The following is a 25,139-nucleotide window of genomic DNA, read 5'->3' as shown; positions in this document are numbered from 1 at the left end:
ATTAGTGTTGCACTTAAAGTGTAAATTCAAGTTAATAAAATTGAAAGCGTTCTTATTAGAGAAGGGAAGCATTCTAAATGGTGGATCCATTAAATATTCTGCACACAATTGGGTTGGACGAACTGTACCCGGTGGTCCGATGTGAACTACGATTGTCCGATCAACTTGATGTTGATCGTCTAAAGCGTGCCGTTGTGGCGGTGGGCAAGATTATTCCGGAAATTTTTGCGAGTTATGAAGTGGCCGATAACCAATTTGTGCCGCTTGACCGTGACGCGGCCACGATTGTAAAGGTGGTGACCGATTATGACGAGGGTGCGGCCAACCGTCTTGATTTTATGAACCAGCCGCAACTAAAAATCATTGTGACCGGCGAAAAACTGATTATCTTTGTGAGCCATATTCTGAGTGATGGTGCCGGAACTAAGCAGCTCCTGTACCTGCTGGCGGAGTGTTATAACCGCCAAGCAGTTCCAAAAGGGATCCAGAATCATACGGACATTGATGGGATCCGGCAGTTGCTGGCAACGACTAAGCCAACGGTCAACACGACCGATCATCCAAGTGAAAAACTGTTATTGCCAAAGTTAGCTGATTCCCAATCCCCGACTTATGAGGTGATCCATACCCAGCTGACTGAACAACAGACACAGGCACTGCACGCCGCCACCCGCAAGCTGGGAGTTACTCTGAATGATATGCTGATGGCGGCGTTTGGCAAAACGATTCAACAGTATTGCGGTGTTGAGGCAATTGCGTTGGCGTGCCCAACGGATATGCGCCAGTATTTACCAGCTGATCAGCGGCAACAGCTGCGGGTCCAGAATATGACTGCGCGATATAATTTTGATGTGGTAAGCCAACCTGAAGAGGGCCTTGCGGTAACGGCTAAGAAAGTTCATGAGCAGATGGTTGATCGAAAAAAAGCCAAGCAATTTCTTGATTCTATCAGGGGCTTGGTGGCTAAGGTCGATGCCGGCCAATCGATTGATGAACTGCAGAAGGTGGTTGAGGCCAGTTATCACGTTCGTGAGATTGCCTACACTAATTTTGGGATCGTTGACCAGGAACGCTTACGGTTTGCGGACACGGATGTTCAACAACTGATCATGACCGGCTCGTTTAGACGGATGCCGATGTACCAAGTGGCCATCAGTACCTTTAATGGTGAGATGACTTTGGCCGTCAACATGATCGGCAGTCGGGCCGAGCGGCAATTTGGCCGGGCTGTGTTGGATCATATGCGGGTGAGATTGTTGGCAATCACTGATGGCCTGGATTAAATAAGCGCCTTGCAAGTTATTTTTCTGCTAACAGGAACGAAGGGATAAACGAGTGACAAATACATCAAACTTAGCACCTCAAAGACCCATGGTTGCCCCAGCGACTCTTGGAAGTACCCACGTTTCGATAGTTTGGGATAAACCGGTAGACTATCGCGAAGTTACGGGGTACGTTGTCCTTTTGGATGGCCATCAGATACTTAAAACTACTTCCAAGCAGACCCACGCAACGGTTGTTGATTTGCAGCCAAACACGCAGTATACGTTTGAAGTCCGGAGCTTGTTTCCTCAAGGACGGATAGTGGCTGCTACCAAAAAGATAGGGGTTAAAACCCGCCCGGCGGCGCAACTAATTGACGTCACTCAAGCACCTTACGCCGCAGATCCCACTGGAAAACGACTTTCAACCGCGGCACTGCAACGGGCAATTACTGATTGTCCGAAGGGTGGGACCGTATTAATCCCTAAAGGGACAATCGTTTTGAGTGGGGCGATTGATCTAAAAAGTGACATGGTTTTTCAAGTGGACGGGACGCTGCAGGGATCGACTGATCCGTCAGACTATGTATACGCTCAAGGGGACCGAAGCAAATCCAGCCAGCACGTTAATGCTGATGGGCTGATACTGACCCGCTACGAGGGCTGGGAGATGAATTGTTTCCGGAGCTTGATCAATGCTGGATATTTGACACCTGAAAATCGCATGAACATGGTTTGCCACGACATTCGGATTTGCGGTACCGGAACTATCATAGGCGGCGGCAATCAGTTGGGTGATGGGATGAAAGAAAGGTATCACGATAAGCAAAAGTGGCCGCAATACGTGTCGGACGGCATTGGTGGGCGCCGTGTTCGCGGGCGTTTACTGAGCTTTATTCAGTGTCAGAACGTTGATATTTGGAACGTGACCGTTAAGAATCCACCATGCTGGACAATTCATATGATCTATTGTGATACGGTGACGACACATGGGGTTAATATTCAGTCTCGGGGAATTGATAATGGGGATGGCTGGGATCCCGATTCTTCCCGGAATATGATGATCTTTGATACGACATTTGATACCGGGGATGACTGTATTGCCATTAAGTCAGGTAAAAATCCCGAAGGCAATCAAATTAACATTCTGGCTAAGAACATCCGCATCTTTGATCTGAAGATGATTGGCGGCCATGTGTTAGCGATTGGCAGCGAAGAGTCTGGCGGGGTTGACGGCGTTTCACTACGGGACTGTGTTGTAAGCGATACTGACTACGGTGTTGAGCTGAAAGCCCATGCTTCCCGTGGCGGTTATATCCGAAACTTTAAAATGCAGGACTGCCGAGTCGATCGATTCATGGTGCACAGCGTCGACTATAATGCCGACGGGCAGGCAGCACCAACATTACCGGTGTTCCAAACGATTCAAATCAGCAATACGCAAATTACTGGTAACGGCCACTCGCTTGAATTTGTGGGCTTTTATGAGCCCCAAACCGGTGCCTGTTCCGATATTTCAGATGTTCTCCTGGATAGTGTGACGCTTCCAAACAATGGCAATGCGAATGATCCACAAATTTGTGTGAAGTATGCGCGGAAGATTACCTTTAAAAATGTGCACCGTGAAGATGGGACTGCGCCAGTGATTGATGCTGATATGCGGACGATTCGTGTGCTGAGAATAAATGGGAAGCAAAGTGGTTAAGATTACAAACATGAATCATTTAATATTTGCGAGTACTCGAGACAAAAGCGAGTTTAATAGATAAACGAATTGAGATGAATTTTCCAAATTTGAAGGAAATTTCATCTCAGTTTTTGAATCTATTCAAAATGATGAGTTATGGGTGAAAAACTCTATGTGGAGGCCATTTAGAATCGAGAAATAATTTAATGATTCCTTTTGTCCCACATGCCTTTTAAAATAATGGCACAGATAAGGAAGGCTGTTGCGCCGATTCCAACCCATAAACCCTGTTGATAAATTCCAATGAAATTCTTGATTATCTGGGAAATTCCCCAGGCAATGAAGATCAGTATCATCACCGTGGTGATCCGGATTAATAATTTACTCATGGGTTTATTCATCCTTTAATTAAGCCAAAATGCCGCGCGCATCAACAATTACTTCGGCAGCAGTTCCAGTAATTGATTTTCATGTCATAACTTAACAACCGTAACACACATTTATAATCACGCATAGCATTCAAAATATCGCCTCTAGGTGTCTTGTTCGAAATAGATTAGCTATACATTGACGTTACTTGTTAAAAGTAGATAACAGAACAGGTTCCATGAAATTTTTTGGATTTCATGGAACCTGTTTTCAATTAGATAGTGATTTCGTTCAATGTTTGAATCGCGTTAAAAACTTAGTGAGAAATCGTGTTGATTTGAAAGCTATTTAACAGATTTGATGGCAGCAATCAGGCAACCACCGATGATTTCCATACCAACGGCGAAGATAAAGATGGCATGATACCCCCAAGTTGAAACAATTGCTGATGCAGAAATGGAACCAACCATTTGGGATAACGTGTTTGCCAGATTAATCAATCCTAAATCCTTCCCAGCTGTGTCAGATGATGGGAGAACATCCAGGTTTAATGCGCCATCAACGGAATTATAGATACCATTACCAACGGCTGCAATAACACCGTATACATACATAGCCCATGGATGAACCGCAAACAACGGAAACAGTGCGGCAAATCCTAGAAGGAATGTTGCAATCGTTACAGGGAGCTTAATTCGTTTTGCACGGTCAGCTAGAGGACCAGCGATCAGGGCAAACGTGACACCAATGACTAACATTAAGGTTGAGAAGATGGATACTGAATGACCGGCTTGACTGCTGTTCAGCCCCATGTAGTCGGTGAAAATATACAGTAGGTATGTTGTAACGATCGTACTACCGACAACCATGAAGAACTTACCGAAGAGGGCTAAATAGAAATCGTGAGCCCCTTTAGTTGGAATAAAAAAGTATTTTTTAAATGTTTCTTTGCTGAGTTTGATCTTTGGCTCATCAAGATTTCCTTGCTCATTTGAAAGAAACAGGTGAATGATTCCCAAGACAACAGCGATTGCAGCCATGGTATAAATACCATATTTGACGTTACCTAAGAATTGAGCTGCTAAAATTGTGAAGCCTTGCTGTGAAATTGTAAAACCAACACCATAGAATGTTGATACGGTCCCCCGCCATTTTGGTGCAATTCGGTCAGAAATTTGTGGATAGATTGATGCGGCAATTGCGTTTTCTGCAGAGGCATCAATGATCCATACCAAGATAACAGCAACCACTGATTTACAGTTGGCAACTGCAACTAAGGAGCCGGCCATGATAAGTGTTCCAAGAACGATGTAGGGTTTTCGCTTTCCCCAACGGGTTCGTGTGACGTCCGATAGTGCACCGAATAGAAGGTTAGTAATAGCAGATACAAGGGTTGCGACGGCTCCGATAATGCCATAAGCCCAAACTTTATTTGCGGAATCAATTTGACTAAACAATTGAGGAATTAAGGTGTTTCTGACACCAACCGTTGGCCCGTACCAAATCATGGGAGCCATAAACATTGCCCATGAGAACATCCATGGTAATTTTGGTTGTTTGTCGTCGCTTACCTTGGCATTGGCAATTTGGCCGACAGCAGTTTTCTTTGTTTTCTTATCATCATCTTGCAAAATAAGTCACTCCTTCTTTTGTGAGGCGCACCCTAAATAGATTAACAAGGCACTTAGGCAGCGCTTTCAATTCGAACTAAATAAAAAAGTTATTAACGTTGATTTATGTAATAATTCGATAGTTGTCTAATCGCATCATTCGAGCCCTCCTTATAAATTCCAAATAGGAAATCGTGTTTTCTTATTACGAGATAAATTTAAAGCTGTTTGAAGAAAATGTCAACAACTTTTGTGATTATTTTAGTCACTGTTTAGTAAATTACTCCATGAATCGCTGAATGGTATAAGCAACCAACCGCTATATGACGGCTTTAATGACAAATTGGTATTGACATTGTGTGTTGCTGCCAGTCTAAATACTAAGTGATTTTACTGTAGTTTCGTAAAAATATTCTTGATTTTTTTGAAAGCGCTATTATACTTGAATTTGAACAGCAAGAAAGAGAAATTTCCTATAAGGAAACTATCTCTTCCCAGTAAAATTATCAATGAGGTGAAACTATGCAAATAACAAAATTGGGAACGGTACCTGATGAAAATGTTTGGGCGACAAATGTCTTATCAAAACTCCAGAAAAAAATATCAGCTGAAATGAGACGTTTATCAACTGATATTCCATATATTCCAGTGAATGGCCATTATGAAGACGAAGGTTCGAAGGATATTACTTGGTGGACAAACGGATTCTGGGCAGGGATGCTTTGGCAGCTATACCATGCGACTGGCGATAAAGACTATGAGACTTATGCTCGTTTTTCTGAAAAACGGTTAGATGATGCATTTACCAACTTCATGGGGCTTGACCATGATGTTGGTTTTATGTGGCTCCACACGGCAGTTGCCGATTATCGGTTAACGAAGCATGAACGTTCATTAGCCCGTGGGTTGCACGCAGCCAATTTGTTAAACGGTCGTTATAATCCAATTGGTAAATTCATTAAAGCTTGGAATCCTGATGAATCTGGCGATCGGAATGGCTGGGTGATCATTGACTCAATGATGAATATTTCACTTTTGTATTGGGCTCGGGACGTCACAAATGATCCTCGATATGATTATATTGCCCGAACTCATGCAGATACTGTTATGCAGAATCACGTGAGGGCTGATGGGTCGGTTAATCATATTTGCATTTTTGATCCGAAGACTGGAGAATTGCTGGAAACTCGCGGTGGGCAAGGTTACGGCGTTGGTTCCTCATGGTCAAGAGGCCAGGCTTGGGCAATTTATGGATTTGCGCTGAGCTACGTCCACACTCATGATCAACGATATCTGGATACTGCTAAACGGGCTGCCCACTATTTCTTGGCTAATATAGAGCGGAATGATTATGAATCACTAGTTGATTTTCGGGCCCCCAAGGATCCAATTCAAATTGACACTTCTGCGGCCGCAATTGCAGCCTGTGGATTATTAGAAATTGGCAAACAGGTTCCTGACTTAGAGCGCCAGTTGTACGTTGACTCCGCATTGAAGATTCTCAAACATCTTGATGAAAATAACGCTGACTACAACGTTGCAACTGACGGAATTATTACAGATGGGTCGGTGCAATACAATCAGAATGGACCGAAGCGGGATCGGATTGTGTATGCTGATTACTTCTTTGTTGAAGCAATTTTAAGAATTCTTGGAAAAGATTTCCTGATTTGGTAATGATTTTAGATATTTAAGAGAGGCGGATAAAATGACAATTAAGGTTGACTTTGTGGATCGAAATGACAAGGTGATAAGCGGCCAGATCTCTGACGATAAAGATGAAACGGCATTTTCGGCTCAGGGGGATGAATTGGTTACGTTGGGCGTCAAAGAGATGCGTTGGCGTGTTGGGGATCAGATACGGGTTCGTATTGACCAACCAAACCAATATTTATGGGTTCAACTGGACGAAACCCTCAATCCGAGTCTAATTTATTTGGCTCAAAAGGAGTGGCGGTACACGATCCCACTCTCAGAGACGTTGGCACCAAGTCAATTAGATACATCATTTCGCTCAAAGCGGCACTATGTAATCGTACGAAAAGCTTCTAAAGCCGATATAGTGCGCTATCAGAACTTAGCACTGAATCCTCACGATCAACATGAAGCAACGGGGGCTTATCCACATGCAAGTGCAAATGTGGAGACTCGTGGAGAGTCGGTTTTCTTTGCAAAGAACGTGATCGATGGGAAGCTAGCAAACCTTTCACACGGCGAATATCCATTCCAGTGTTGGGGAATTGGTGGCCGTGCGGATGCTGAATTGAAAGTGGATTTTGGCCGCGACGTTGAACTTGACTGTATTAAGCTATTGTATCGTGGGGACTATCCCCATGATAGCTACTGGGTTAATGCCACAATTGAGTTTTCAGATGGCTCAGAAAAGGTTTTTGATACAACGAATAGTTTGGAATTCCAGTCATTTAGCTTTTTGAAAATTCAAACTTCTTGGATTAAATTAAAAAATCTAACGAAAGCCCAGGACAACTCGGATTTCCCCGCATTGACGCAGATAGAGGCGTATGGAAACAACATTGGTTAACTCAGAATTGAGATTTAGCTTTTTATTTATTCGACATGGCACCTTTTTTCGACTATAATGATTTCCAAATAAGAAATTGTACAGTGGAGGGATCGTCATGAGCGAAAAGATGTACGGGACAGTCTTGATTAAGGCTTCCAAAATTCTTGACAGTCTATCGGATGGCAAACCGAAGAGTGTTCAAATACTGTCAAAGGATACGGCTATTAATCCGCCAACCGTTTCCAAAATATTAACGACACTTGAATATTTAAGCTATGTATCAAGAACTAACGGTACTAAGCAGTACTACTTGGGTCCGGCACTAGTGAAGTATGGTTCAGTTCGAACGAATACGACTAACCTAGTTGATATGACTCGACCTAATCTGGAAAAATTGCAGTCGATCATTGATGAAACAATTCATTTAGCGATCCCGCAAAAGAATCGGGTCGTCTATGTCAATAAACTAGAGCCAAAGCATCAGGGAATTTATATGACTTCCAAGATTGGGATGGCACGTGAACTGTATAGTTCAGGAATCGGAAAGGCAGTTCTGGGGACCTATACGCCGGATGAACTGAATGCGTACTTGAAAGATAGAGATTTAAAACCCTTTACCCCGTATACAATTACCGACAAGGATGAGTTGGTTTCTGAAGTTGCGAAGGTTAAACAGCTTGGGTATGCGATTGACGATGAGGAACAGGAAGTGGGGGGATATTGTATCGCAATGCCGATTGTGAATCATGGTCGAGCAATCGCAGCGATCAGTATTAGCCTACCAAAGTTCAGACTAACCCCATCGTATAAGACAAAGATCATAAAAGAATTAACCATAACAAAAGGTGAGATCGAAAATGAACTTGATAAATAGTTCGTTTTCAGTCCCACCTTTTTTTTCATTACATATTCGGTGCATTGAAATCAGTTTTTTGAGAAATTAATTCTAAGAATTTGCCCATTGAGAGATTATCGATGTTGATTTGCTGATTATCTAAGAAATTACTGGCTTCTGATTGATTGAATTGCTCTGCGAGAACATACGCAGATAGATACGCAAAAAGTTGTTTCTTCGCTGCGTCTCTCATTTCTGACTTATCGATATGATTATTGTTGATTGAATCGATAAAATGGTACGCAAACTTTTCTGGATCAATAACGATCTTCTGTGATTTTGCCAAATTAATCTCCTCCTCATTCATAGTCCCTATCCTATTCGGCTGCAAAAAATATGTCAATTTTGGTATTCATTTCACAACGAAACATGATATTTTAGTTAATGAATTTGTGATGAAACGACAGACATATCAGCAATTCGAGAAAGAAAAGTAGTCAATTTCCATAAAGGAAAATGAAATTTGCTCAAAAAATAGCAAATCATCAAAAAGATTTATTTTTATTTAAAACCATGTAAACGCGTTATATCAGCGTTTATGTAAGCGCTTCAGAAGTGCCCGATCTATTCCGCCAAAAATCCCCCTTGTTTTTTTATGATTCCGTTATATACTTTAATTGTGTAAATAGGAAATGGTAGTTTCCAAATAAGAAATATATGGAGGAACTTAAAATGGCATTTAACATGGTTACCAAATACGCACATAGTCCTGAGGATATTGATCATTACAATACGGATCAGATGAGAGACCAATTCTTAATGGAAAAGATCTTCAACCCTGGTGATATTTTATTGACCTATACCTACAATGACCGGATGATCTTCGGTGGGGTTACCCCAACCGATTCACCACTGGAAATTAAACTGGATAAGCAGTTAGGGGTAGAGTTCTTCTTGCAACGCCGGGAACTTGGATTCATTAACATTGGCGGTAAAGGTAAAGTTACCATCGATGGTAAGACTGAAGAAATTGAACCCCATGACGGTTATTACATCAGTATGGGTACCAAGAGCGTCGTATTTGAATCCGATGATGCTTCGAAGCCAGCTAAGTTCTACGTTGTTTCAACGCCAGCACATCGGGCTTACCCATCTAAAAAATTGGCATACAAGGATTCGATTGCTATGCCAATGGGGGATCAGGAACATATGAACAAACGGACCATCCACAAGTATATTGACGCATCAATCATGGATACCTGCCAGCTGCAGATGGGATACACCGTTTTGGAACCCGGAAATTCATGGAACACAATGCCTGCTCATACCCATGCTCGTCGAATGGAAACATACTTATATACCGAATTTGGTTCGAAAGATACCCGGGTTGCTCACTTTATGGGCACCCCAAACAACACCAAGCATATTTGGTTGGAACCTGATCAAGCCGTTGTTAACCCAAGCTTCTCAATTCACTGTGGTGTTGGGACAACTAATTACGCATTCATCTGGGCAATGTGTGGTGAGAACCAAACCTATGATGACATGGATGCCGTTGACATGCATGAATTGAGATAATGGGAGGATGATGGACTGATGGCACAATCAAAAGAAGAAATTATGCATAACACCGAGGAACTGAACAAGTTCAAGATGTCTTGGTTCAGCCTCAAAGGGAAAGTCGCCATTATCTCAGGTGGCAACACTGGCTTAGGTCAAGGTTATGCCGTGGCCATGGCTGAAGCAGGCGCTGATATCTTTATCCCCACCTTTGGTAAACAGGGATGGGACGATACTCGTCAGGTAATTGAAGCCCATGGCCAGCGGGTTGAATTTATGGAAGCTGACTTAACTCAAAAGGGCATTGCCGAAAAGGTGGTTGCTGAAGCGATCAGCAAATTTGGCCACATTGACATTCTGGTCAATAACGCTGGAATGATCAAACGAAATCCGCTGTTGGAATCTAAGGATGAAGATTGGGATCACGTGATTGCCATTAACCTGTCGGCCGTTTATCATTTGTCATTAGCAGCTTCTAAGGAATTTGCCAAGCAAAAATCTGGAAAGATCATCAATATTGGCTCAATGTTATCCTTCCAGGGTGGTAAGTTTATCCCATCCTACACCGCTGCAAAGCATGGTGTAGCCGGGCTAACGAAGGCCTTTGCCAGTGAGATGGCAGCCTACAATGTGCAGGTAAACGCGATTGCCCCCGGGTATATTAAGACGGCCAACACCGCTCCTATCCGGGCAGATAAACAACGGAATGATGAGATTCTGGGTAGAATCCCTGCTGGACACTGGGGTGAACCATATGAATTGATGGGCATCTCGGTTTATCTGGCAAGTAATGCGGCCAACTACATCAACGGGGCAATCATTCCTGTTGATGGTGGTTACCTGGTTCGTTAAAAATAGTCGAAATAAAAGCAGGGTTGGAACTCTGTTTTTATTTTGAAACGATTGTGAAAAATACCACAAGAAAATATAGGGTGTAAGCATATGAAAATTAAAAAGAATATTGAGAAAATACCTGGGGGGATGATGGTGGTACCACTAGTCCTAGGTGCCATTATTCACTCAATCTGGCCAAAAGCAGACGTTACGTTAACCGGAGTGACGGGTTCATTCATGATTGGAACTTCAGTGATATTGTTCATCTTTTTCTTTGCGGTCGGAACAAACATTAATTTAAAGTCATCCGGTAAAATTGCCGCAAAAGGGGTGACTTTACTGCTAGGGAAAGTCATCCTGGCCGCCCTAATTGCCATTTTGATGAATTTATTTTTGCCGAAAGCGGGAATTACGACCGGAATCTTCTCAGGGTTATCCGTCTTAGCGGTACTTGCAGCGTTTAACGCATCGAATGGTGGTCTGTATGTTGCTTTAATGACGACAATTCCTGATCGTGAGGTTGACGTTGCGGCATACCCATTCTTTAGTATCCAGTCTGGTCCATTCTTTACAATGGTTACTTTAGGACTCGCAGGAATCGGAGCGTTTCCTTGGCCGGCATTGGTTTCCACATTGGTTCCATTTGTTTTAGGGATGGTACTTGGCGGCTTGGATCCTGACCTAAAGGCATTGTTTAGTCCACTTCAAGGAGCGTTAGTGCCATTCTTTGCCTTCACGATCGGTTATAGTCTCAGCCTTTCAATGATTCTTAAATCAGGATTAGTCGGTATCTTAATTGGGGTCGCGGTTGTCTTTATCTCTGGCTATGTTCTCTATCTCCTCGATCGCTATCTTGTCCGTTCTGATGGGCTTGCTGGATGGGCTGCATCTTCAACCGCGGGTGCTGCAGTTTCGGTACCCATTGTCATTGCCCAAATGGACTCGTCATTTAACGCAACAGCCGGATCAGCAACGGCGATTGTTGCAACCAGCGTGCTAGTTTCTGCAATTTTAACGCCGATGGTTACGATGATGTATTATAAGCGGCTCCAGAAACGACTCGGGAAACAAGCCGCCAATAACGTTCAAGCTGCGCCTGATCAGGTTTCTGGTCATTAAACGCCACAACTCAATGGAGGAATAAAAAATGAAGCTTATCATCAACACGTTGGTATTTGAAAGTGATGTTAAAAGTGGCGCATCTCAACTGTCATTGATTGATCGAATTAAGAAATTAGGAGCTGACGGCATAGAAGTTCGTCGGGAATATTTTTCAGATATTGACTCGGAAGCGCCCAAAATTGCGAGTGCCGCAAATAAAAATCATCTTCTTGTGAATTATAGCGTCCCAGACGTCATTTTCTTGGAAGACGGTTCAATCAATCCAAAACTTGATCAGTATTTTCAAGAGGCTGTGGCCCTTGGAGTCGATAAAATTAAGTTTAACATTGGTCACTTTGATAAATTTGCGGGTGATTTGAAAAAGGCGCTGGAAAAATTTACAACGAGCACTATCCAAATGAACATTGAAAATGATCAGAGCCGATTATCTGGGACCTCAAAAAATATTTTGCAGTTTTTGAATGCCACTCGAACCGCCAGAATCAATAATTTGGACTATGTATATGATCTTGGAAACTGGGCATTTGTTGGTGAAAACGCAAGTGACGCCGCGGCCAGCTTGCACGGATTTATTGATTATGTGCATCTAAAGAATGTTATTCAAACAAATAGTGGATTTGCAACCTCGGATGATCTAAATTCTGGATTATACGACTGGAAAGCGATGGTCGATCAATTACCGCAAAATGTTGAATATGCTTTGGAGTATCCAATGAGTTCTGACGAGATTATTTCAGACCAGATGAGGATGGTTCGTAATGCAGCAAGATCATCAGTCGAAAAATAAAGAGAGGTGGCGCATATGAGTGAATTAATAACTATTGGTGAACCACTGGTCGTTTTCGCATCAAAACAACCAAACGTTTCGTTAGCGGATGCAACAGAGTTTCATAAAGGCATTGGTGGCGCTGAACTAAACGTTGCCATTGGAAGTCACCGACTGGGGCACTCTGTGCAATATGTATCCCAAATAGGTCAGGAGCCACTTGGAAAATATATTAGTCATACAATCCAACGATTAGGAATTGGAACCGATTATCTTTTTGAGACGAATAAGTATTTGACGGGTCACCAATTCAAACAGCTGGTTACTCATGGAGATCCTGATGTTGCAAATTATCGAAAGAGTTCAGCCGCAAGTCACTTACAGCCCTCACTGGTTGAGACTATCGATCTCACTGACGTTAAGATAGCTCACCTTACGGGAATATATCCCGCAATCTCGCAAACCGCCCTCTTAACATTTCAAGAATTGGTGAATCAGTTAATTGGAAAAAACATTCTGATTTCATTTGATACGAATTTACGACCTGCTCTTTGGAAATCTCAGGAGGTTATGCGAAAGACGATTAATGAACTGGCCAGCTACGCCGATATTGTTCTTCCGGGAATTAATGAAGGAAAAATCCTCGTTGGTACTGGAGATCCCGAGAAGATTGCTGATTTCTACTTAAACCAGGGCCGAACAAATACAGTGATCGTAAAGGTAGGAGCGAAAGGTGCGTTCGTTAAAACCAATGATGGTATTGCGGAATATGTAAGTGGGTTCAAAGTTAAACAAGTTGTTGATACAGTTGGCGCTGGTGATGGATTTGCCCTTGGCGTGATTACGGCTTTATTGGAAAAGAAGCCGATCCAGGAAGCGGTTTTAAGAGGAAATGCAATTGGTGCCATGCAGGTACAGACACCAGGAGACAACGATGGTTATCCAACTAGAGAACAGTTACAGGGCTTTTATCAAAAAGCTGGTATTCAGCAAGAAAGCGAAGTGTCGAAATTTGTTAGATAAGGCTAAGGTATTACAGAGGGTTCAAGATGCAGGCATTGTTGCCGTTGTTCGCGGTGAATCAAAGGAAGAGGCTTATAAGACCGCAAAGGCATGTATTAAAGGCGGCGTTGGTGGAATTGAATTGGCGTTCACTGCGCCAAACGCTGACGAAGTGATCGGAAAGTTGAATGAAGAGTATGCTGACGATCCAAATGTTTTGATTGGTGCTGGAACAGTCCTAGATCCGGCAACGGCAAGAGTTGCTATTATTGCAGGTGCGCGGTTCATTGTGAGTCCGTCGTTCTCTGAAGATGTGGCTAAAATTTGTAATCTTTATACTATTCCATATATTCCGGGGTGTATGACACCCACTGATATTCAGAATGCCCTGAGCCTTGGTGCCGATATTATTAAGCTATTTCCTGGATCAATTGTGGGGAGTAGCATGGTTTCGGAAATTCATGGTCCATTTCCTCAAGCTAAATTGATGATTACCGGCGGCGTTCGTTTGGACAACCTATCAGAATGGTTTGAAAAGGGAGCCAAAATCGTTGGTGTTGGTGGTCAAATGGTTGGTCCCGCAAGCAAGGGTGATTATGATCAGGTTACGCAGAACGCTGGGGCTTTTAAGGCGGAAATTGATAAGATTTTAAATTAAATAGGAAATGAGAAACATTAATCATATTGGCGTTAAATAAGCTGAGATGAATTTTCCACGAACAATGGGAAGTTCATCTCAGTTTTTGAATCGTTTCAAAAATGAACTTCACAAGCAAAAAAAAGTTGGTGAACAAAATCGGGAATTCATGGGTCTTTGAACTAAAATCAACTCGTGAAATCAAAAAATATCCAGAAAAATGTTCACGTGTGCATTGTTTTGTGCTATTATTGTAAGCGTTAACAAAGGAGAAACGAAACAGTTCATAGCAACGATTCGGGTCAACCAGTTAATCAGCAATAAATTTGATTTGGTTTGTTATTTTTTATTTAGATTTGAAAACGGTAACATTATTTTTGGAGGTGTCTAAATGGAAACCACTGACGCAAAAGTAACGCCTAAGGATACTGGATCCGATGGCAAAGATGAATTGATGAACGACTCATCAAAGCGGATCCCAAACCGACAGAAAATCGCGTATGGGTTTGGTGATTTTGGAAATGGCTTCATGTTTGACTTGGGGCAGGCGTACCTGACCAAGTTCTGGATTGACGGGGTTGGCATTGGCGCCGGAGTTGTTGGCGGCATCTTCGCCTTCACTAAGATCTTCGATGCGTTTATGGATCCGATTGCCGGATCGGTTGTTGATAATCGGAAGAAGATTGGTAAGCGGGGCAAGTTCCGACCGGTCATGATGGTATCGGCGGTCATCTTAGGATTCTTAACCGTCCTAACGTTCATGATGCCTGACGGCTTGTCGATGACCCAAAAGATCATTTACGCATATGCAGCATACATGATCTGGGGCTTGGTCTACTCCTTCACCAATGATCCGTACGGGTCGCTGGCGTCGGTCATGTCACGAAACGTGCAGGACCGAAGCTTCATGGCCACGACCCGTCAAATCGGGTCGGTTGGCGCTCAGTTCATTGCCGGGGTTGCGTTCATTCCACTGACTGTTTTAATCGGTGGTAGCGATCAACGGCTCGGTTACTTCTGGGCTGCCGCAATCTTCGCCGCGTTTGGCGTTGCAATGTTTGGCATTTGTTACCTGGGTACGAAGGAAAATGTTCACGTGCACAGAAACCAGAATGCGCAAAAGGAAGGCTTCAAGGATTACTTCAAAGTCATCTTCAAGAACGGCCCGCTGGGTGCCTTGATTTTAATGACGATCTTCACCATTTCAGCGATGAACACCAACAACCAAATGATGGTGTTCTACGCTGAATACAACTTGGGTAACATTGGCCTTCAGCCGATTATCAACGCGATCATGATGGGCTGCTCAATTCTTGGGGTCTTCATGATTCCAACTTTGACCAAGCACTTTGGTCAAAAACGTACCGCAATGGTTAGCTTCATCGTTGGCGCGGTTGCCAACCTGTTGAACTTCGTCTTACCTGACCACATCGTCACCTTCATCATCTTGGTAACAATTGGTTACACCGCTTTGGCAATTCCAAACGGGATTACCTGGGCCATGGTTTCAAACGCCATTGATTACGGTGAATGGCGTTCCGGGATCCGGAAAGAAGGAATCACCTACGCAGCTTTCAACTTCTCACGAAAGATTGCGCAGTCAATTGCCGCATTGGTATCAGCCGGGATTCTTGCATTAACCGGTTACGTTGCCAACGCCCACCAGTCAGCCGGCGCCCTTCAAGGGATTAAAGCCGCCATGACGCTTTATCCGGGAATTTACCTGGTAATGGCCGCTGTCATTATTGGCTTCCTGTACAAGCTTGATGATCACCGCTTCAAGGAAATTGCCGACGATTTGGATCACGGTCGTTGGGAAGGCGGCAAGATCGGTAAGTAAATTGTTAACATTCGTGAATATGGTTTTTAAAAATAATTGGAGGAATTTATCATGGATTTAAATGAATTATTAGTCGACGTTAAAGAAATTCTGGCTGCCGATGGCAACTACGATAACTTAAGTAACAAAGAAATTTACACCCCCTCAATTCAAGTTGATCGGCGCAACGTTTACTTCATCCTTCACCAAACGAATAGTGATGGCATCATTGAAAAGAGCCTGGTTGTTTACGAAAACCGCTTAACGGCTGGTGACTTCGATGCTGAAGAAAGTTTGGACGATCAGGATTCAACCTTATTGGTTGGCGAATTGAACGAGCCAAACAACGTTGCCCTGGCAAAGCGTTTCCAATGGATGCGACCAACTTCTCGTCGTAATTACAAATACACATTTGGCTTGGGTGACCGATTGGGCAATGCATCAAATGCTCATTTGCGTTTATTCAAAGGCCGCGGTATTATGCCGGTTTTGGCACAACAATCGATTCGTGAACTGGTTTTAATGCATCGAACCAATACCGATGTTTTTCAATCCGCATCGTGGGCAGTCTTTGAAGAAGGTTTTACTTATGGTTGGGGTGCTGATGGCGATCACGTTAAGACACCATATGAAGTTGACTACGCCGTTAAGATCGGCTGCTCAATGATTACGCTCGACTGCACCGAAGAAATTAATAATGACATTGTTAATCTAAAGGATGATGAGTTGGACAAACGATTTAACACACTTGATCCTGATCAAATCAGCTATTTCAATGACACTTATTTGAACAAGACTTTTGACTTGGGAAATGGCCGCTCAGTTAAATTCACGAAGCATGATGTTGAAGAATCTGTGTTGACTTTCTATGACGCAATCCTGTTTGCGGCAGGTATTTACAAGAAGTTTGTTGTGCCTTACAACTTGGATTTTGAAATTTCGATGGATGAAACGCCTTATCAAACAACAAATCCAAATCACTTTTTCTTTGCTAATGAATTGCATCGTCGCGGTATTACACCGACAACAATGGCACCTCGTTTTTATGGTGAATTCCAGAAGGCAATTGATTACATCGGTGATACTAAGCGCTTCGAACGTGAATACGTCATTCACGAAGCCATCGCTGAACACTTTGGCTACAAACTCAGTATCCACTCAGGGTCTGACAAGTTATCCGTTTACGAAATCATCGGCCGGGTATCCAAGGAACACGGCTGGCACGTTAAGACTGCCGGGACCAACTGGCTGGAAGCTTTGCGGGTAATCGCCCACAAGGATCCGGACTTCATGCTGGAACTGTACAAATTTGCTTACGAAAACCTTGACGATGTTAAAGCCTTCTACGTCTTTAACGCTCAAACTGATGGCACCGCACCAAAGCCTGAAGACATGAATAAAGAAAACGTCATGGACCTTCTCGATAACGATGATGCCCGTCAGGTACTGCACACGATGTATGGATCAATCATGAACTTGAAGCACAATTACCACTATGTCTACCGTGACAAGTTCTGGAACATTCTGCTCAAGAACCAGGCCCTCTACGATCGTTACCTGAACATTCACATCGCTGAACATCTCGACCTTCTTCAAGGCGTTGTTAAGACCAAGAAAGAAGCTCAGGAAAAGAACGAGCCAAAGACCGATATTTCAAAAGAAAGTAATCAAGAGCTCGAAGAAGCCGCTATCAAGTAGAAAGGAGATATTAATCAAATGAGCCTATTGGACAACGATTTTCTACTGGGTAACGATACCGCTAAAACCCTGTTTCACGACTATGCAGCCAAAATGCCGATTATCGACTTTCACTGCCATTTGAACCCTGAAGAAATCTACGAAAACAAGAATTATCCTAACATCACCCGAATTTGGCTGAACGAAGGAACATACGGCGACCACTACAAGTGGCGCTTGATGCGGGCCAATGGCGTTGACGAAAAATACATCACCGGTGACGGCGACGAATACAAGAAGTTTGTTGAGTGGGCGAAAACCATCGAAAATTCGTACGGCAACCCGCTGTACGAATGGACCCACTTGGAATTACGCCGGTTCTTCCATATTGACGAAGAATTGACCGAGGAATCTGCACCGCGGATCTGGGAAAAGGCCAATGAACTTCTGCAAACCGACGATTTTAAGCCCCGCAGCCTCATCAAGAACTCGAACGTTCAAGTTGTCTGCACGACTGACGATCCGGCTTCAGACTTGAAGTATCACAAATTGTTGAAGGAAGAGGAAGCTGAAAGTGGCTTCAAGACCTTACCAGCAATGCGGCCTGACAAATTGATTCAAATTGACCGTGACGGTTTTGGTGAGTATCTTAAAACTTTGAGTGACGTTTCCGGCGTTGAAATTAACGACTTTGACGGCATTATCAAGGCGCTTCATCAACGATTTGAGTTCTTCAACGAAATGGGCGGGCGCCTGTCTGACCACTCACTGTTGACCTACCACTTCAAGGAAGCGACAAAGAATGAATTGGACGCCATCGTTGCCAAGGGGGTTGCCAACGAATCATTAACTCAGGACGAAATCGATCAGTATTTGACCATGCTGCTTGAAAACTTAATGAAGTTGAACACGGAATTCAACTGGACCATGCAGTTCCATATCAACTCCAGTCGGGATTTGAACCGGCCGATGTTTGATAAAATTGGCCCAGATACCGGTTACGACGCCGTTGGAACCCAGCCGGATATTGTTGCTCACATCACGAAGCTCTACACCAAGATGCAGGACACCAATGACGTGCCGAAGACGATCTTCTACTCATTGAATAACAATGACTGGATGCAACTGGCAACCATGATGGGCTGTTTCCAGGGCGGCACCGTTCAGAAACTTCAATTAGGTGCCGGCTGGTGGTTCAATGATACGGCTGAAGGCATGGACGATCAGTTGCGGATCTTCGCTCAGGAGAGCTTATTGCCACACTTTGTCGGGATGCTGACGGATTCGCGAAGCTTCCTGTCCTACCCACGTCACGAGTACTTCCGCCGCGTACTGTGCAACTTCTACGGCAAGCTGGTTGACCAGGGTCGGGTACCAAATGATCCTAAGAAGCTCGGCAAGATTGTGCAGGATATTGCTTACAATAATGCTAAAAACTACTTTAAATTTTAGTTGAACCTTTTGAATTAATGGATCCATAAAATGAGGTCGGGGTTAGTCATTGCCTCGACCTTATTTTTATCAAATTGATTGACCAAACCTTGACGAAACGCAAGATGCCACGCATAATAATTTTTATATGCGATTACGACTTGAAAGCAGGGAGGGCTGGCGTGATGAAAAATCCGGATAAAAATACGGTTACAATTCGAACCATTGCCAAAATGGCCAACGTTTCTCATACGACGGTCTCCCGGGCACTTAATGGTAGTGAATTGGTGAAACCAGCAACTCGTAAAAAAATTGCCGAGATTGCCCAGCAGATTGGCTACGTACCGAATCTAAACGCCAAAAGTTTGGTGACCAATCGTTCCTATATGATTGGGATCTTCTTTACCAACTTGGACACTGGGACGTCAGCGAGCTTCCTGACTGATGTCATTGAGCAGGCGCAAAGTATTTTGCCCAAGAGTTATTCCTTGTCAATTAACGGCGTTGATAATGCCATGGACGGCCAGGCGATTTCGATGACTAACTTTGACGGGATTATCGTGATTAGTCAGTCCGAATCAGACGACGGCTTCATCGAATATGTCCACAATACGGGTCTGCCGCTAGTGGTATTAAACCGGGTGATCGACCGGCACGATATTAACAATTACGCGGTCGGCGATGAGTTGGGCGGCAAAATTGCAACGGAGTATGCCATTCGGTTAGGACACCGCAAGTTCGGACTTATTCAGGGACTCCCAAGCTTTGAATCATCGAAGCAGCGGACCGCTGGCTTCATGAGTGCCGTCAAGGAGCACCGGATTACGGTAAAACCGACACTGATTAAGCAGGGGGATTACCGGCCCAAGAGCGGCAACGTGATGATGCGCCAGATTCTTTCCAGTGGCGACATTCCCACCTGTGTGATTTGTGAAAATGACGATATGGCCGTTGGTGCCATTAATGCCTGCATTGAATTGGGGTATCAGGTCCCACGGGACATTTCGTTCATTGGATTTGATGACATGGGCTATTCGAAGTATTTGACGCCGCCGCTAACCACGGTTCGAAAGCCCACCTCAACGATCATTGGCATGGGGGTTTCCCGCCTGGTTCAAATGATGGAGGACGGCCAGCCCAGCGACATTGAGCAAAAAGTGATTGACCCGGAAATCATTGTCCGCAGTTCCGTACGAAATATGAATAAAACCGATTTGATGGAATGAAAAAACGACGTTGGAGGCAAATGCCCCCGACGCCGTTTTGGGTTAAGGTTCAAATTAATGGTTAATTAATGTTTTTCCGTGGTCTTCCGCTTCCCTGACCCTTATCCAGAATTTCTGGATGGTCGTTTCGTGCATACGCGTATGCGTGGGGATCACGAGCTTGCTGGTAGGGGTTTGCTTGGGAGCGGGATTGGTTGTTCTTGAAGTAGTAATAGCCGGCAACTGCAAGGATGCCTAAGATTAAAAGTGTCATTTAGTACCTCTTCTTTTTTAGTTTATTTCCAACACTGACTCATAACGGTTCATGCAAATCACCGTTATTTGATTTGGAAATTGATATTAGTGTACTGCTAATTTAAGGAGAGTCAAGGTATTTGCAGACCGGGTTAGCCTTAATAGCCGTCAATCCTTGTCGTGGCAGCTGTTTAAGCATTTATTAAGGATTCTTTAAACCGCTTACATTATTGGTAACCATCCATTTTCAAACCATTGAAAATCCCGATGATTCAATCGATTATTCAATGGTAATCTGTATCACTAACCACCAATAAATAGTATACTGGACTCATGGATACGTTTTCATAACGCTTTAAAAAATGATGGTGGAGGTAAGATTATGTCCAAAGTATTAATTGTGAACGCCGGAAGTTCTTCATTGAAGTTTAAGCTGTTTGACATGCCTAAAGAAGAAGTGCTTGCTGACGGTCAGGTTGAACGAATCAATATGCCCGGCTCGATTACGAAGATTAAGTATGGTGACGGCAAGGTCTTTAAACGCACCGAGGATAACGTCGATTACGAACGGTCCGCGGCGATTATGCTTAACAACCTGAAGGACCTGGGCATCATCGACCACCTTCATGAAATTGACGCGATTGGCAACCGGGTTGTCGCCGGCAGCACGGTTTTTGACAAGGTCGCCAAAATTGACGATAAGGCCCTGAACTGGATTGACGAGCTTGGCGAAATTGCCCCGATTCATAATCCGGTTGAGTCAACCTACATTAAAATTATTCGCCGAATTTTACCAGAAGCAACCCAGTACGCCGTCTTTGACAGTGCGTTCTTTAAAGATGTCCCTGAAGTGAACGCAATTTATGGGATCCCTTATGAACTGACGAAGAAATTCACCATTCGCCGTTACGGGGAACATGGGATTAACCACGGTTTTATTACGCAGGAAGCGGCCAAGATGCTGGGGTACGATCACGCCAAACTTGTAACCCTTCATTTGGGTTCGGGGGCGTCTATTGCTGCTGAAAAGGACGGCAAGTGTGTCGATACCTCGATGGGCTTTACGCCGATGAATGGCCTGACAATGGGCACCCGTTCTGGGGATGTTGATCCGGCTTTAGTTCCATTTTTCATGAAACGCATGAAGGCCTCCGCAGATGAAGTCATCGAAATGTTTAACGACCGTTCCGGTTTGCTGGGAGTTTCCGGGGTTTCCTCAGATATGCGGGATCTTGAAAGCTCCGACGATGATCGTGCCAAGTTGGCGTTGGACATGTTTGTCAACCGGACGGTGAAATACGCTGCCAGTTACATTACCGAACTCGGGGGCGTCGACGCCATCGTCTTTTCCGGTGGGATTGGTGAGCACGACAAATGGGTTCGGGAACAGGTCTGCAAGAAACTGGAAATCTTTGGCATCAAGCTTGATGGTAGCTTGAATGAAAAGCAGGCCCCCGGCGATTTGAGCACCAAGGATTCTTCGGCCCGCATCCTATTGATTCCGGCGGATGAAGAGCTGGCAATGGTTCGCGATGTTGCTGCGGAAGTGGCGCACGAATAAGCACTTGGTGCGATTTACTAATTTGATGATTTAGAAAAAGTCAGGGCATCCGCATGAATTTGGATTGCCCTGACTTTTCGTGACTAGGCCGATTGATATTGGCGTAAGGTGTTGCCAATTGCCCGTTTAACCAGACGGTTCTGAAGCTGTTTAAGCTGCTGGGGATTTTTAAGAAGCTGTGGGTGCTGCTTGGCCGCGGACTGAATGCCGGATTTGACCGTGTGCTTCAAACTTGCTTGGTAGGCCGGCGATTTCAGCCGTTTGGCGGCGGCCTTTAACTGGGTCTTACTGAGAAGCACCCAATCATCTTTCAGTCGGTAGGTCACCACCTGGTGTTCCAGCTGATTTTGATTGGTAATACCCCAGAATAACCATTTCGCTCCCTGGTTGGTGTAATGGCGTTCCTGACTTTGGGTGACCAGCTGATTAGCGTTTGTCGGGGCGTGGTTGATCACAACCCGTTTATGCTTATTGAGAATGAGCTGGACGCCCGTTTTCCCGGGACGTTTGGCAGCGTAAGCCGTGTATGTGGTTTTTCCCTGCTTGATTTTCTTTGTCACCATGATGTGATTGCCGTGAACTGACGCAATTGGGCGAATTTGCGCGATGGTCACGCGATCAATGGATTTGGTGGCGAAATGCTGCTGGGTATCTAGCAATAGGACACCCTGGGTCACGATGAATAGGATTGCTGCCAGCCACCCCAGCCGGAATTTGTGTCGGCAAAAGCTAATCACGGTTGCGGTTCCTAAAATGATGATGAGGACTAATAACATTATGCAGCCTTCTTTCCGATACGGTTGGTGAGAAATAGCGCGGGAATAACACCAAAGACCGTTCCAATACTAGTCCATAGAAAGGCCATTTGGTAGGCGTTGGTCATGGTTGCCGTTGACGCAACGTTGCTGCCGACGAGGCTTTGCACCACGCTGGCAAGAATGGCAGTGGCGACTGATCCGCCAATGTTTTGCGCCATGCGGGTCTGGGATCAGTTTTTGATCCAAACCGGTGTAAGCGTCCGACATGACCGGGATGGCGATGCCGCTTCGGGTCAGCCCCATAAGGAACAGGACCAGAAGCACCACCCATTTTGGCGTGGCAGCGGTAAAAAAGATGCACGGGATCGTCGTAATGGCAGCGCCAAGCATCGACAAAGCCACGATCCAGCGGGCGCCATACTTATCGGTTAGCGTTCCGGTGAGCGATCGGGTGGCCAACATGCCGGCACCCTGAGCAATTAAATAGATGCCGACCCAAATGACGCTGAGATGGCGGATATTTTGCAGGTACAACGGCATAATGAACATGACCCCGTTGACCATCAGTCCAGATAAGAAAAGCAGGCCGGTGGCGGCGGAAAAGTGGGCGCTACTAAAGAGTTTTAGGGGGACCAAGGCCCTTTGCGGGTGCCTGGTACCATAAATGATGTATGCCATCAGGCAGTCGATTCCCACAAAGATTGGCAATAACACTGATAATTTTCCGAAAACGTTGTCGGTACTGTAATTGGTAATGCCAATCACAATCCCGGAGAAAAGCCCGGTGATTAAAATAAAGCCCAGAACGTCAAAGCGGCAGCCTTTCTTGATGGGGGAAAACGCTGGAAGTATTAAAGCGGTGACGGTGATGGCGATCACGACAACGGGAATGTTAACGTAGAATAACCAGTGCCAGTTCAAATACTTAATTAGCGCCCCACCAATTGTTGGGCCAAGAATTGGGGCGAATACGATTGGCAGGCCAACCACAGCCATTAATTTGCCGAGGTTTTGGCCATGGGCCGCCCGCATTGCCAGGGCACTCATTCCGGTGATAATGACGCCGGCACCGATCCCCTGAATTATCCGGCCGGTCACCAGGGCAGGAATCGCATTGGCGGTTGCTGAAATGAACGATCCGCCGGCGAATATTGCCAGGGCAATTTCTTGGAGTAATTTACCGGAGACTTGGTCCAACAGCCATCCGGCGAGCGGGACCGCCAAGCCCAGTGCCAGCACGTAGGCGGTTGTGACCCACTGCATGACATTGACAGTCGAGTCCAAATCTTTCAAAATAGTGTTAATCCCCACGTTGGTCATCGTCGTGTCAAGCATCGGCACGATGGCACCCAATACCAGGACGATGCCAATGGTGGTCAGAGATGGTTCAGCTTGTACTTTAGTTACAGAATCTTTCAATTTCTTTCACTCCTTTAGGGTACTTATCGTACTCTAAAGATAATACGACGTTTTTTTGAAAAGTCAACAGGGAGGTAACTAAATTTGACAGAGACGGGAAAGCCCCAGCGCCGGCGGGGAAAAGTACTGGAGAATGCCATTTTGGACGCGACGTGGCATCTCATTCAAACAACCGGGTATCTGGATATGACGATGGATGCCATCGCGCAAACTGCGCAAACTAATAAAAACGCGATCTACCGCCGCTGGAAAACAAAACTCGACGTCGCAATCGCGGCGTTACGGAAAAATGTCCCGTTCAAGGCCTTCTATCTTCCAGATAATGGCAATCTCCGGGACGATTTAATTGAGCTCTTTTCTGAAAGTGTGCCGCTGGCGACCCTGATTGGCGTGAAAAACATTAAAGAAATTGCCCGGGATCGCTTAGCTGCCATGAAACAAGGCGATAGCATAATCCCACCAAGGGGACCCCAATCCAGTCTGAATCGCAATGTTTTGACCACCAATCTGTTGGCGGTCCTGCATGCTGCGTTTGAACGGGGCGAGCTGAAAACCGATCCTGATAAATTTGATCCGGCAATTCTGAACTTACCGCTGTTATTGATGCTGTCCCGAATCATTAGCGAACGGGATTACGACGTTAAAACGGTCACTTTCTTCACCGATAAGGTTTTGCTGCCGGTGTTTGAGGCCCAGTAAGATGACGATTAAAAAAGCCCATGGATGCCAGCGAAACGATGGCGGGTGGCAATGTGCTTGAGCAAAAAAGCGGATTTCCTGAGCTATACCCCCAAAGTTAAAGTAAA

The 25,139-nt window shown here is 44.7% G+C and carries 23 protein-coding genes; 17 read left to right on the top strand and 6 right to left on the bottom strand.

Features of this window, described 5'->3' with window-relative positions; translation table 11 throughout:
- The first annotated feature begins 77 nt into the window (after nt 1-77).
- Both FD47_RS10360 and FD47_RS10355 read left to right on the top strand, forming a co-directional pair.
- Complete coding sequence (locus FD47_RS10360) at nt 78-1,283, top strand: hypothetical protein (RefSeq protein ID WP_056980641.1); 1,206 nt, start codon at nt 78-80, stop codon at nt 1,281-1,283.
- A 52-nt stretch (nt 1,284-1,335) separates the two neighbouring features.
- Nucleotides 1,336-2,967 carry a glycosyl hydrolase family 28 protein gene (locus FD47_RS10355; RefSeq protein WP_082620252.1) on the top strand — a complete coding sequence of 544 codons (1,632 nt, stop codon included), beginning with the start codon at nt 1,336-1,338 and terminating at the stop codon, nt 2,965-2,967.
- 185 nt (nt 2,968-3,152) lie between these two features.
- Here FD47_RS10355 and FD47_RS10350 read toward each other — a convergent pair whose 3' ends face one another.
- Nucleotides 3,153-3,338, bottom strand: coding sequence for a hypothetical protein (locus tag FD47_RS10350; RefSeq protein WP_054735569.1), 186 nt, complete (start codon nt 3,336-3,338; stop codon nt 3,153-3,155).
- Between the two features lie 324 nt (nt 3,339-3,662).
- Nucleotides 3,663-4,949, bottom strand: coding sequence for an MFS transporter (locus FD47_RS10345; RefSeq protein WP_404820087.1), 1,287 nt, complete (start codon nt 4,947-4,949; stop codon nt 3,663-3,665).
- Nucleotides 4,950-5,450: 501 nt separating this feature from the next.
- Here FD47_RS10345 and FD47_RS10340 point away from each other — a divergent pair.
- The 3 genes from FD47_RS10340 to FD47_RS10330 all read left to right on the top strand — a co-directional run bounded on the left by FD47_RS10340 (nt 5,451) and on the right by FD47_RS10330 (nt 8,326).
- Nucleotides 5,451-6,605, top strand: coding sequence for a glycoside hydrolase family 88 protein (locus tag FD47_RS10340; protein ID WP_056980640.1), 1,155 nt, complete (start codon nt 5,451-5,453; stop codon nt 6,603-6,605).
- Between the two features lie 31 nt (nt 6,606-6,636).
- Nucleotides 6,637-7,470 (top strand): hypothetical protein, encoded by an 834-nt coding sequence (locus FD47_RS10335; RefSeq protein WP_056980639.1) that lies wholly within the window; start codon nt 6,637-6,639, stop codon nt 7,468-7,470.
- 97 nt (nt 7,471-7,567) lie between these two features.
- Nucleotides 7,568-8,326: an IclR family transcriptional regulator gene (locus tag FD47_RS10330; protein ID WP_054735559.1), complete on the top strand. Its 759-nt coding sequence runs from the start codon at nt 7,568-7,570 to the stop codon at nt 8,324-8,326.
- A gap of 28 nt (nt 8,327-8,354) precedes the next feature.
- Here FD47_RS10330 and FD47_RS10325 read toward each other — a convergent pair whose 3' ends face one another.
- Nucleotides 8,355-8,633 (bottom strand): hypothetical protein, encoded by a 279-nt coding sequence (locus tag FD47_RS10325; RefSeq protein WP_175576985.1) that lies wholly within the window; start codon nt 8,631-8,633, stop codon nt 8,355-8,357.
- 386 nt (nt 8,634-9,019) lie between these two features.
- On the opposite strand from FD47_RS10325, the gene kduI reads away from it, so the two are divergent.
- The 10 genes from kduI to FD47_RS10275 all read left to right on the top strand — a co-directional run bounded on the left by kduI (nt 9,020) and on the right by FD47_RS10275 (nt 20,361).
- Nucleotides 9,020-9,865 (top strand): 5-dehydro-4-deoxy-D-glucuronate isomerase, encoded by an 846-nt coding sequence (gene kduI, locus FD47_RS10320; RefSeq protein WP_056980638.1) that lies wholly within the window; start codon nt 9,020-9,022, stop codon nt 9,863-9,865.
- An 18-nt stretch (nt 9,866-9,883) separates the two neighbouring features.
- Entirely contained in the window at nt 9,884-10,699 is an 816-nt protein-coding gene (kduD, locus tag FD47_RS10315) for a 2-dehydro-3-deoxy-D-gluconate 5-dehydrogenase KduD (protein WP_056980637.1), read from the top strand.
- A 90-nt stretch (nt 10,700-10,789) separates the two neighbouring features.
- Nucleotides 10,790-11,800: a 2-keto-3-deoxygluconate permease gene (locus tag FD47_RS10310; protein WP_054735556.1), complete on the top strand. Its 1,011-nt coding sequence runs from the start codon at nt 10,790-10,792 to the stop codon at nt 11,798-11,800.
- Between the two features lie 28 nt (nt 11,801-11,828).
- Nucleotides 11,829-12,590: a sugar phosphate isomerase/epimerase family protein gene (locus FD47_RS10305; protein ID WP_054735552.1), complete on the top strand. Its 762-nt coding sequence runs from the start codon at nt 11,829-11,831 to the stop codon at nt 12,588-12,590.
- 15 nt (nt 12,591-12,605) lie between these two features.
- Nucleotides 12,606-13,592, top strand: coding sequence for a sugar kinase (locus FD47_RS10300; protein WP_056980636.1), 987 nt, complete (start codon nt 12,606-12,608; stop codon nt 13,590-13,592).
- Nucleotides 13,582-14,229, top strand: coding sequence for a bifunctional 2-keto-4-hydroxyglutarate aldolase/2-keto-3-deoxy-6-phosphogluconate aldolase (locus FD47_RS10295; RefSeq protein ID WP_054735550.1), 648 nt, complete (start codon nt 13,582-13,584; stop codon nt 14,227-14,229). The genes FD47_RS10300 and FD47_RS10295 overlap by 11 nt, the downstream gene beginning before the upstream one ends.
- Nucleotides 14,230-14,599: 370 nt before the next feature.
- Entirely contained in the window at nt 14,600-16,048 is a 1,449-nt protein-coding gene (locus tag FD47_RS10290) for a glycoside-pentoside-hexuronide (GPH):cation symporter (RefSeq protein WP_056980635.1), read from the top strand.
- Nucleotides 16,049-16,099: 51 nt separating this feature from the next.
- Nucleotides 16,100-17,725 (top strand): tagaturonate epimerase family protein, encoded by a 1,626-nt coding sequence (locus FD47_RS10285; RefSeq protein WP_054735548.1) that lies wholly within the window; start codon nt 16,100-16,102, stop codon nt 17,723-17,725.
- A gap of 18 nt (nt 17,726-17,743) precedes the next feature.
- Nucleotides 17,744-19,156, top strand: coding sequence for a glucuronate isomerase (gene uxaC, locus FD47_RS10280; RefSeq protein WP_056980634.1), 1,413 nt, complete (start codon nt 17,744-17,746; stop codon nt 19,154-19,156).
- 164 nt (nt 19,157-19,320) lie between these two features.
- Nucleotides 19,321-20,361, top strand: coding sequence for a LacI family DNA-binding transcriptional regulator (locus FD47_RS10275; RefSeq protein ID WP_054735545.1), 1,041 nt, complete (start codon nt 19,321-19,323; stop codon nt 20,359-20,361).
- Between the two features lie 61 nt (nt 20,362-20,422).
- Here the strand turns inward: FD47_RS10275 and FD47_RS10270 are convergent, their stop codons facing one another.
- Nucleotides 20,423-20,614, bottom strand: coding sequence for a hypothetical protein (locus FD47_RS10270; protein ID WP_008212714.1), 192 nt, complete (start codon nt 20,612-20,614; stop codon nt 20,423-20,425).
- 363 nt (nt 20,615-20,977) lie between these two features.
- Here FD47_RS10270 and FD47_RS10265 point away from each other — a divergent pair, with 363 nt between their 5' ends.
- Complete coding sequence (locus tag FD47_RS10265; protein WP_056980633.1) at nt 20,978-22,156, top strand: acetate/propionate family kinase; 1,179 nt, start codon at nt 20,978-20,980, stop codon at nt 22,154-22,156.
- Between the two features lie 83 nt (nt 22,157-22,239).
- Here FD47_RS10265 and FD47_RS10260 read toward each other — a convergent pair whose 3' ends face one another.
- Complete coding sequence (locus FD47_RS10260) at nt 22,240-22,932, bottom strand: DUF4811 domain-containing protein (protein ID WP_054735542.1); 693 nt, start codon at nt 22,930-22,932, stop codon at nt 22,240-22,242.
- A 69-nt stretch (nt 22,933-23,001) separates the two neighbouring features.
- Nucleotides 23,002-24,333, bottom strand: coding sequence for a DHA2 family efflux MFS transporter permease subunit (locus FD47_RS10255; protein ID WP_235806072.1), 1,332 nt, complete (start codon nt 24,331-24,333; stop codon nt 23,002-23,004).
- Nucleotides 24,334-24,417: 84 nt separating this feature from the next.
- Between FD47_RS10255 and FD47_RS10250 the strand changes: the two genes are divergently transcribed.
- Nucleotides 24,418-25,032 (top strand): helix-turn-helix domain-containing protein, encoded by a 615-nt coding sequence (locus FD47_RS10250; RefSeq protein WP_054735539.1) that lies wholly within the window; start codon nt 24,418-24,420, stop codon nt 25,030-25,032.
- The last annotated feature ends 107 nt before the right edge of the window (nt 25,033-25,139 follow it).

Origin of the sequence: Lentilactobacillus parafarraginis DSM 18390 = JCM 14109, from assembly GCF_001435895.1 — a bacterium.
GTDB classification, from domain to species: domain Bacteria; phylum Bacillota; class Bacilli; order Lactobacillales; family Lactobacillaceae; genus Lentilactobacillus; species Lentilactobacillus parafarraginis.
Note: the sequence above shows the minus strand (reverse complement) of the source record. Positions and strands in the feature narration are given on the sequence as shown.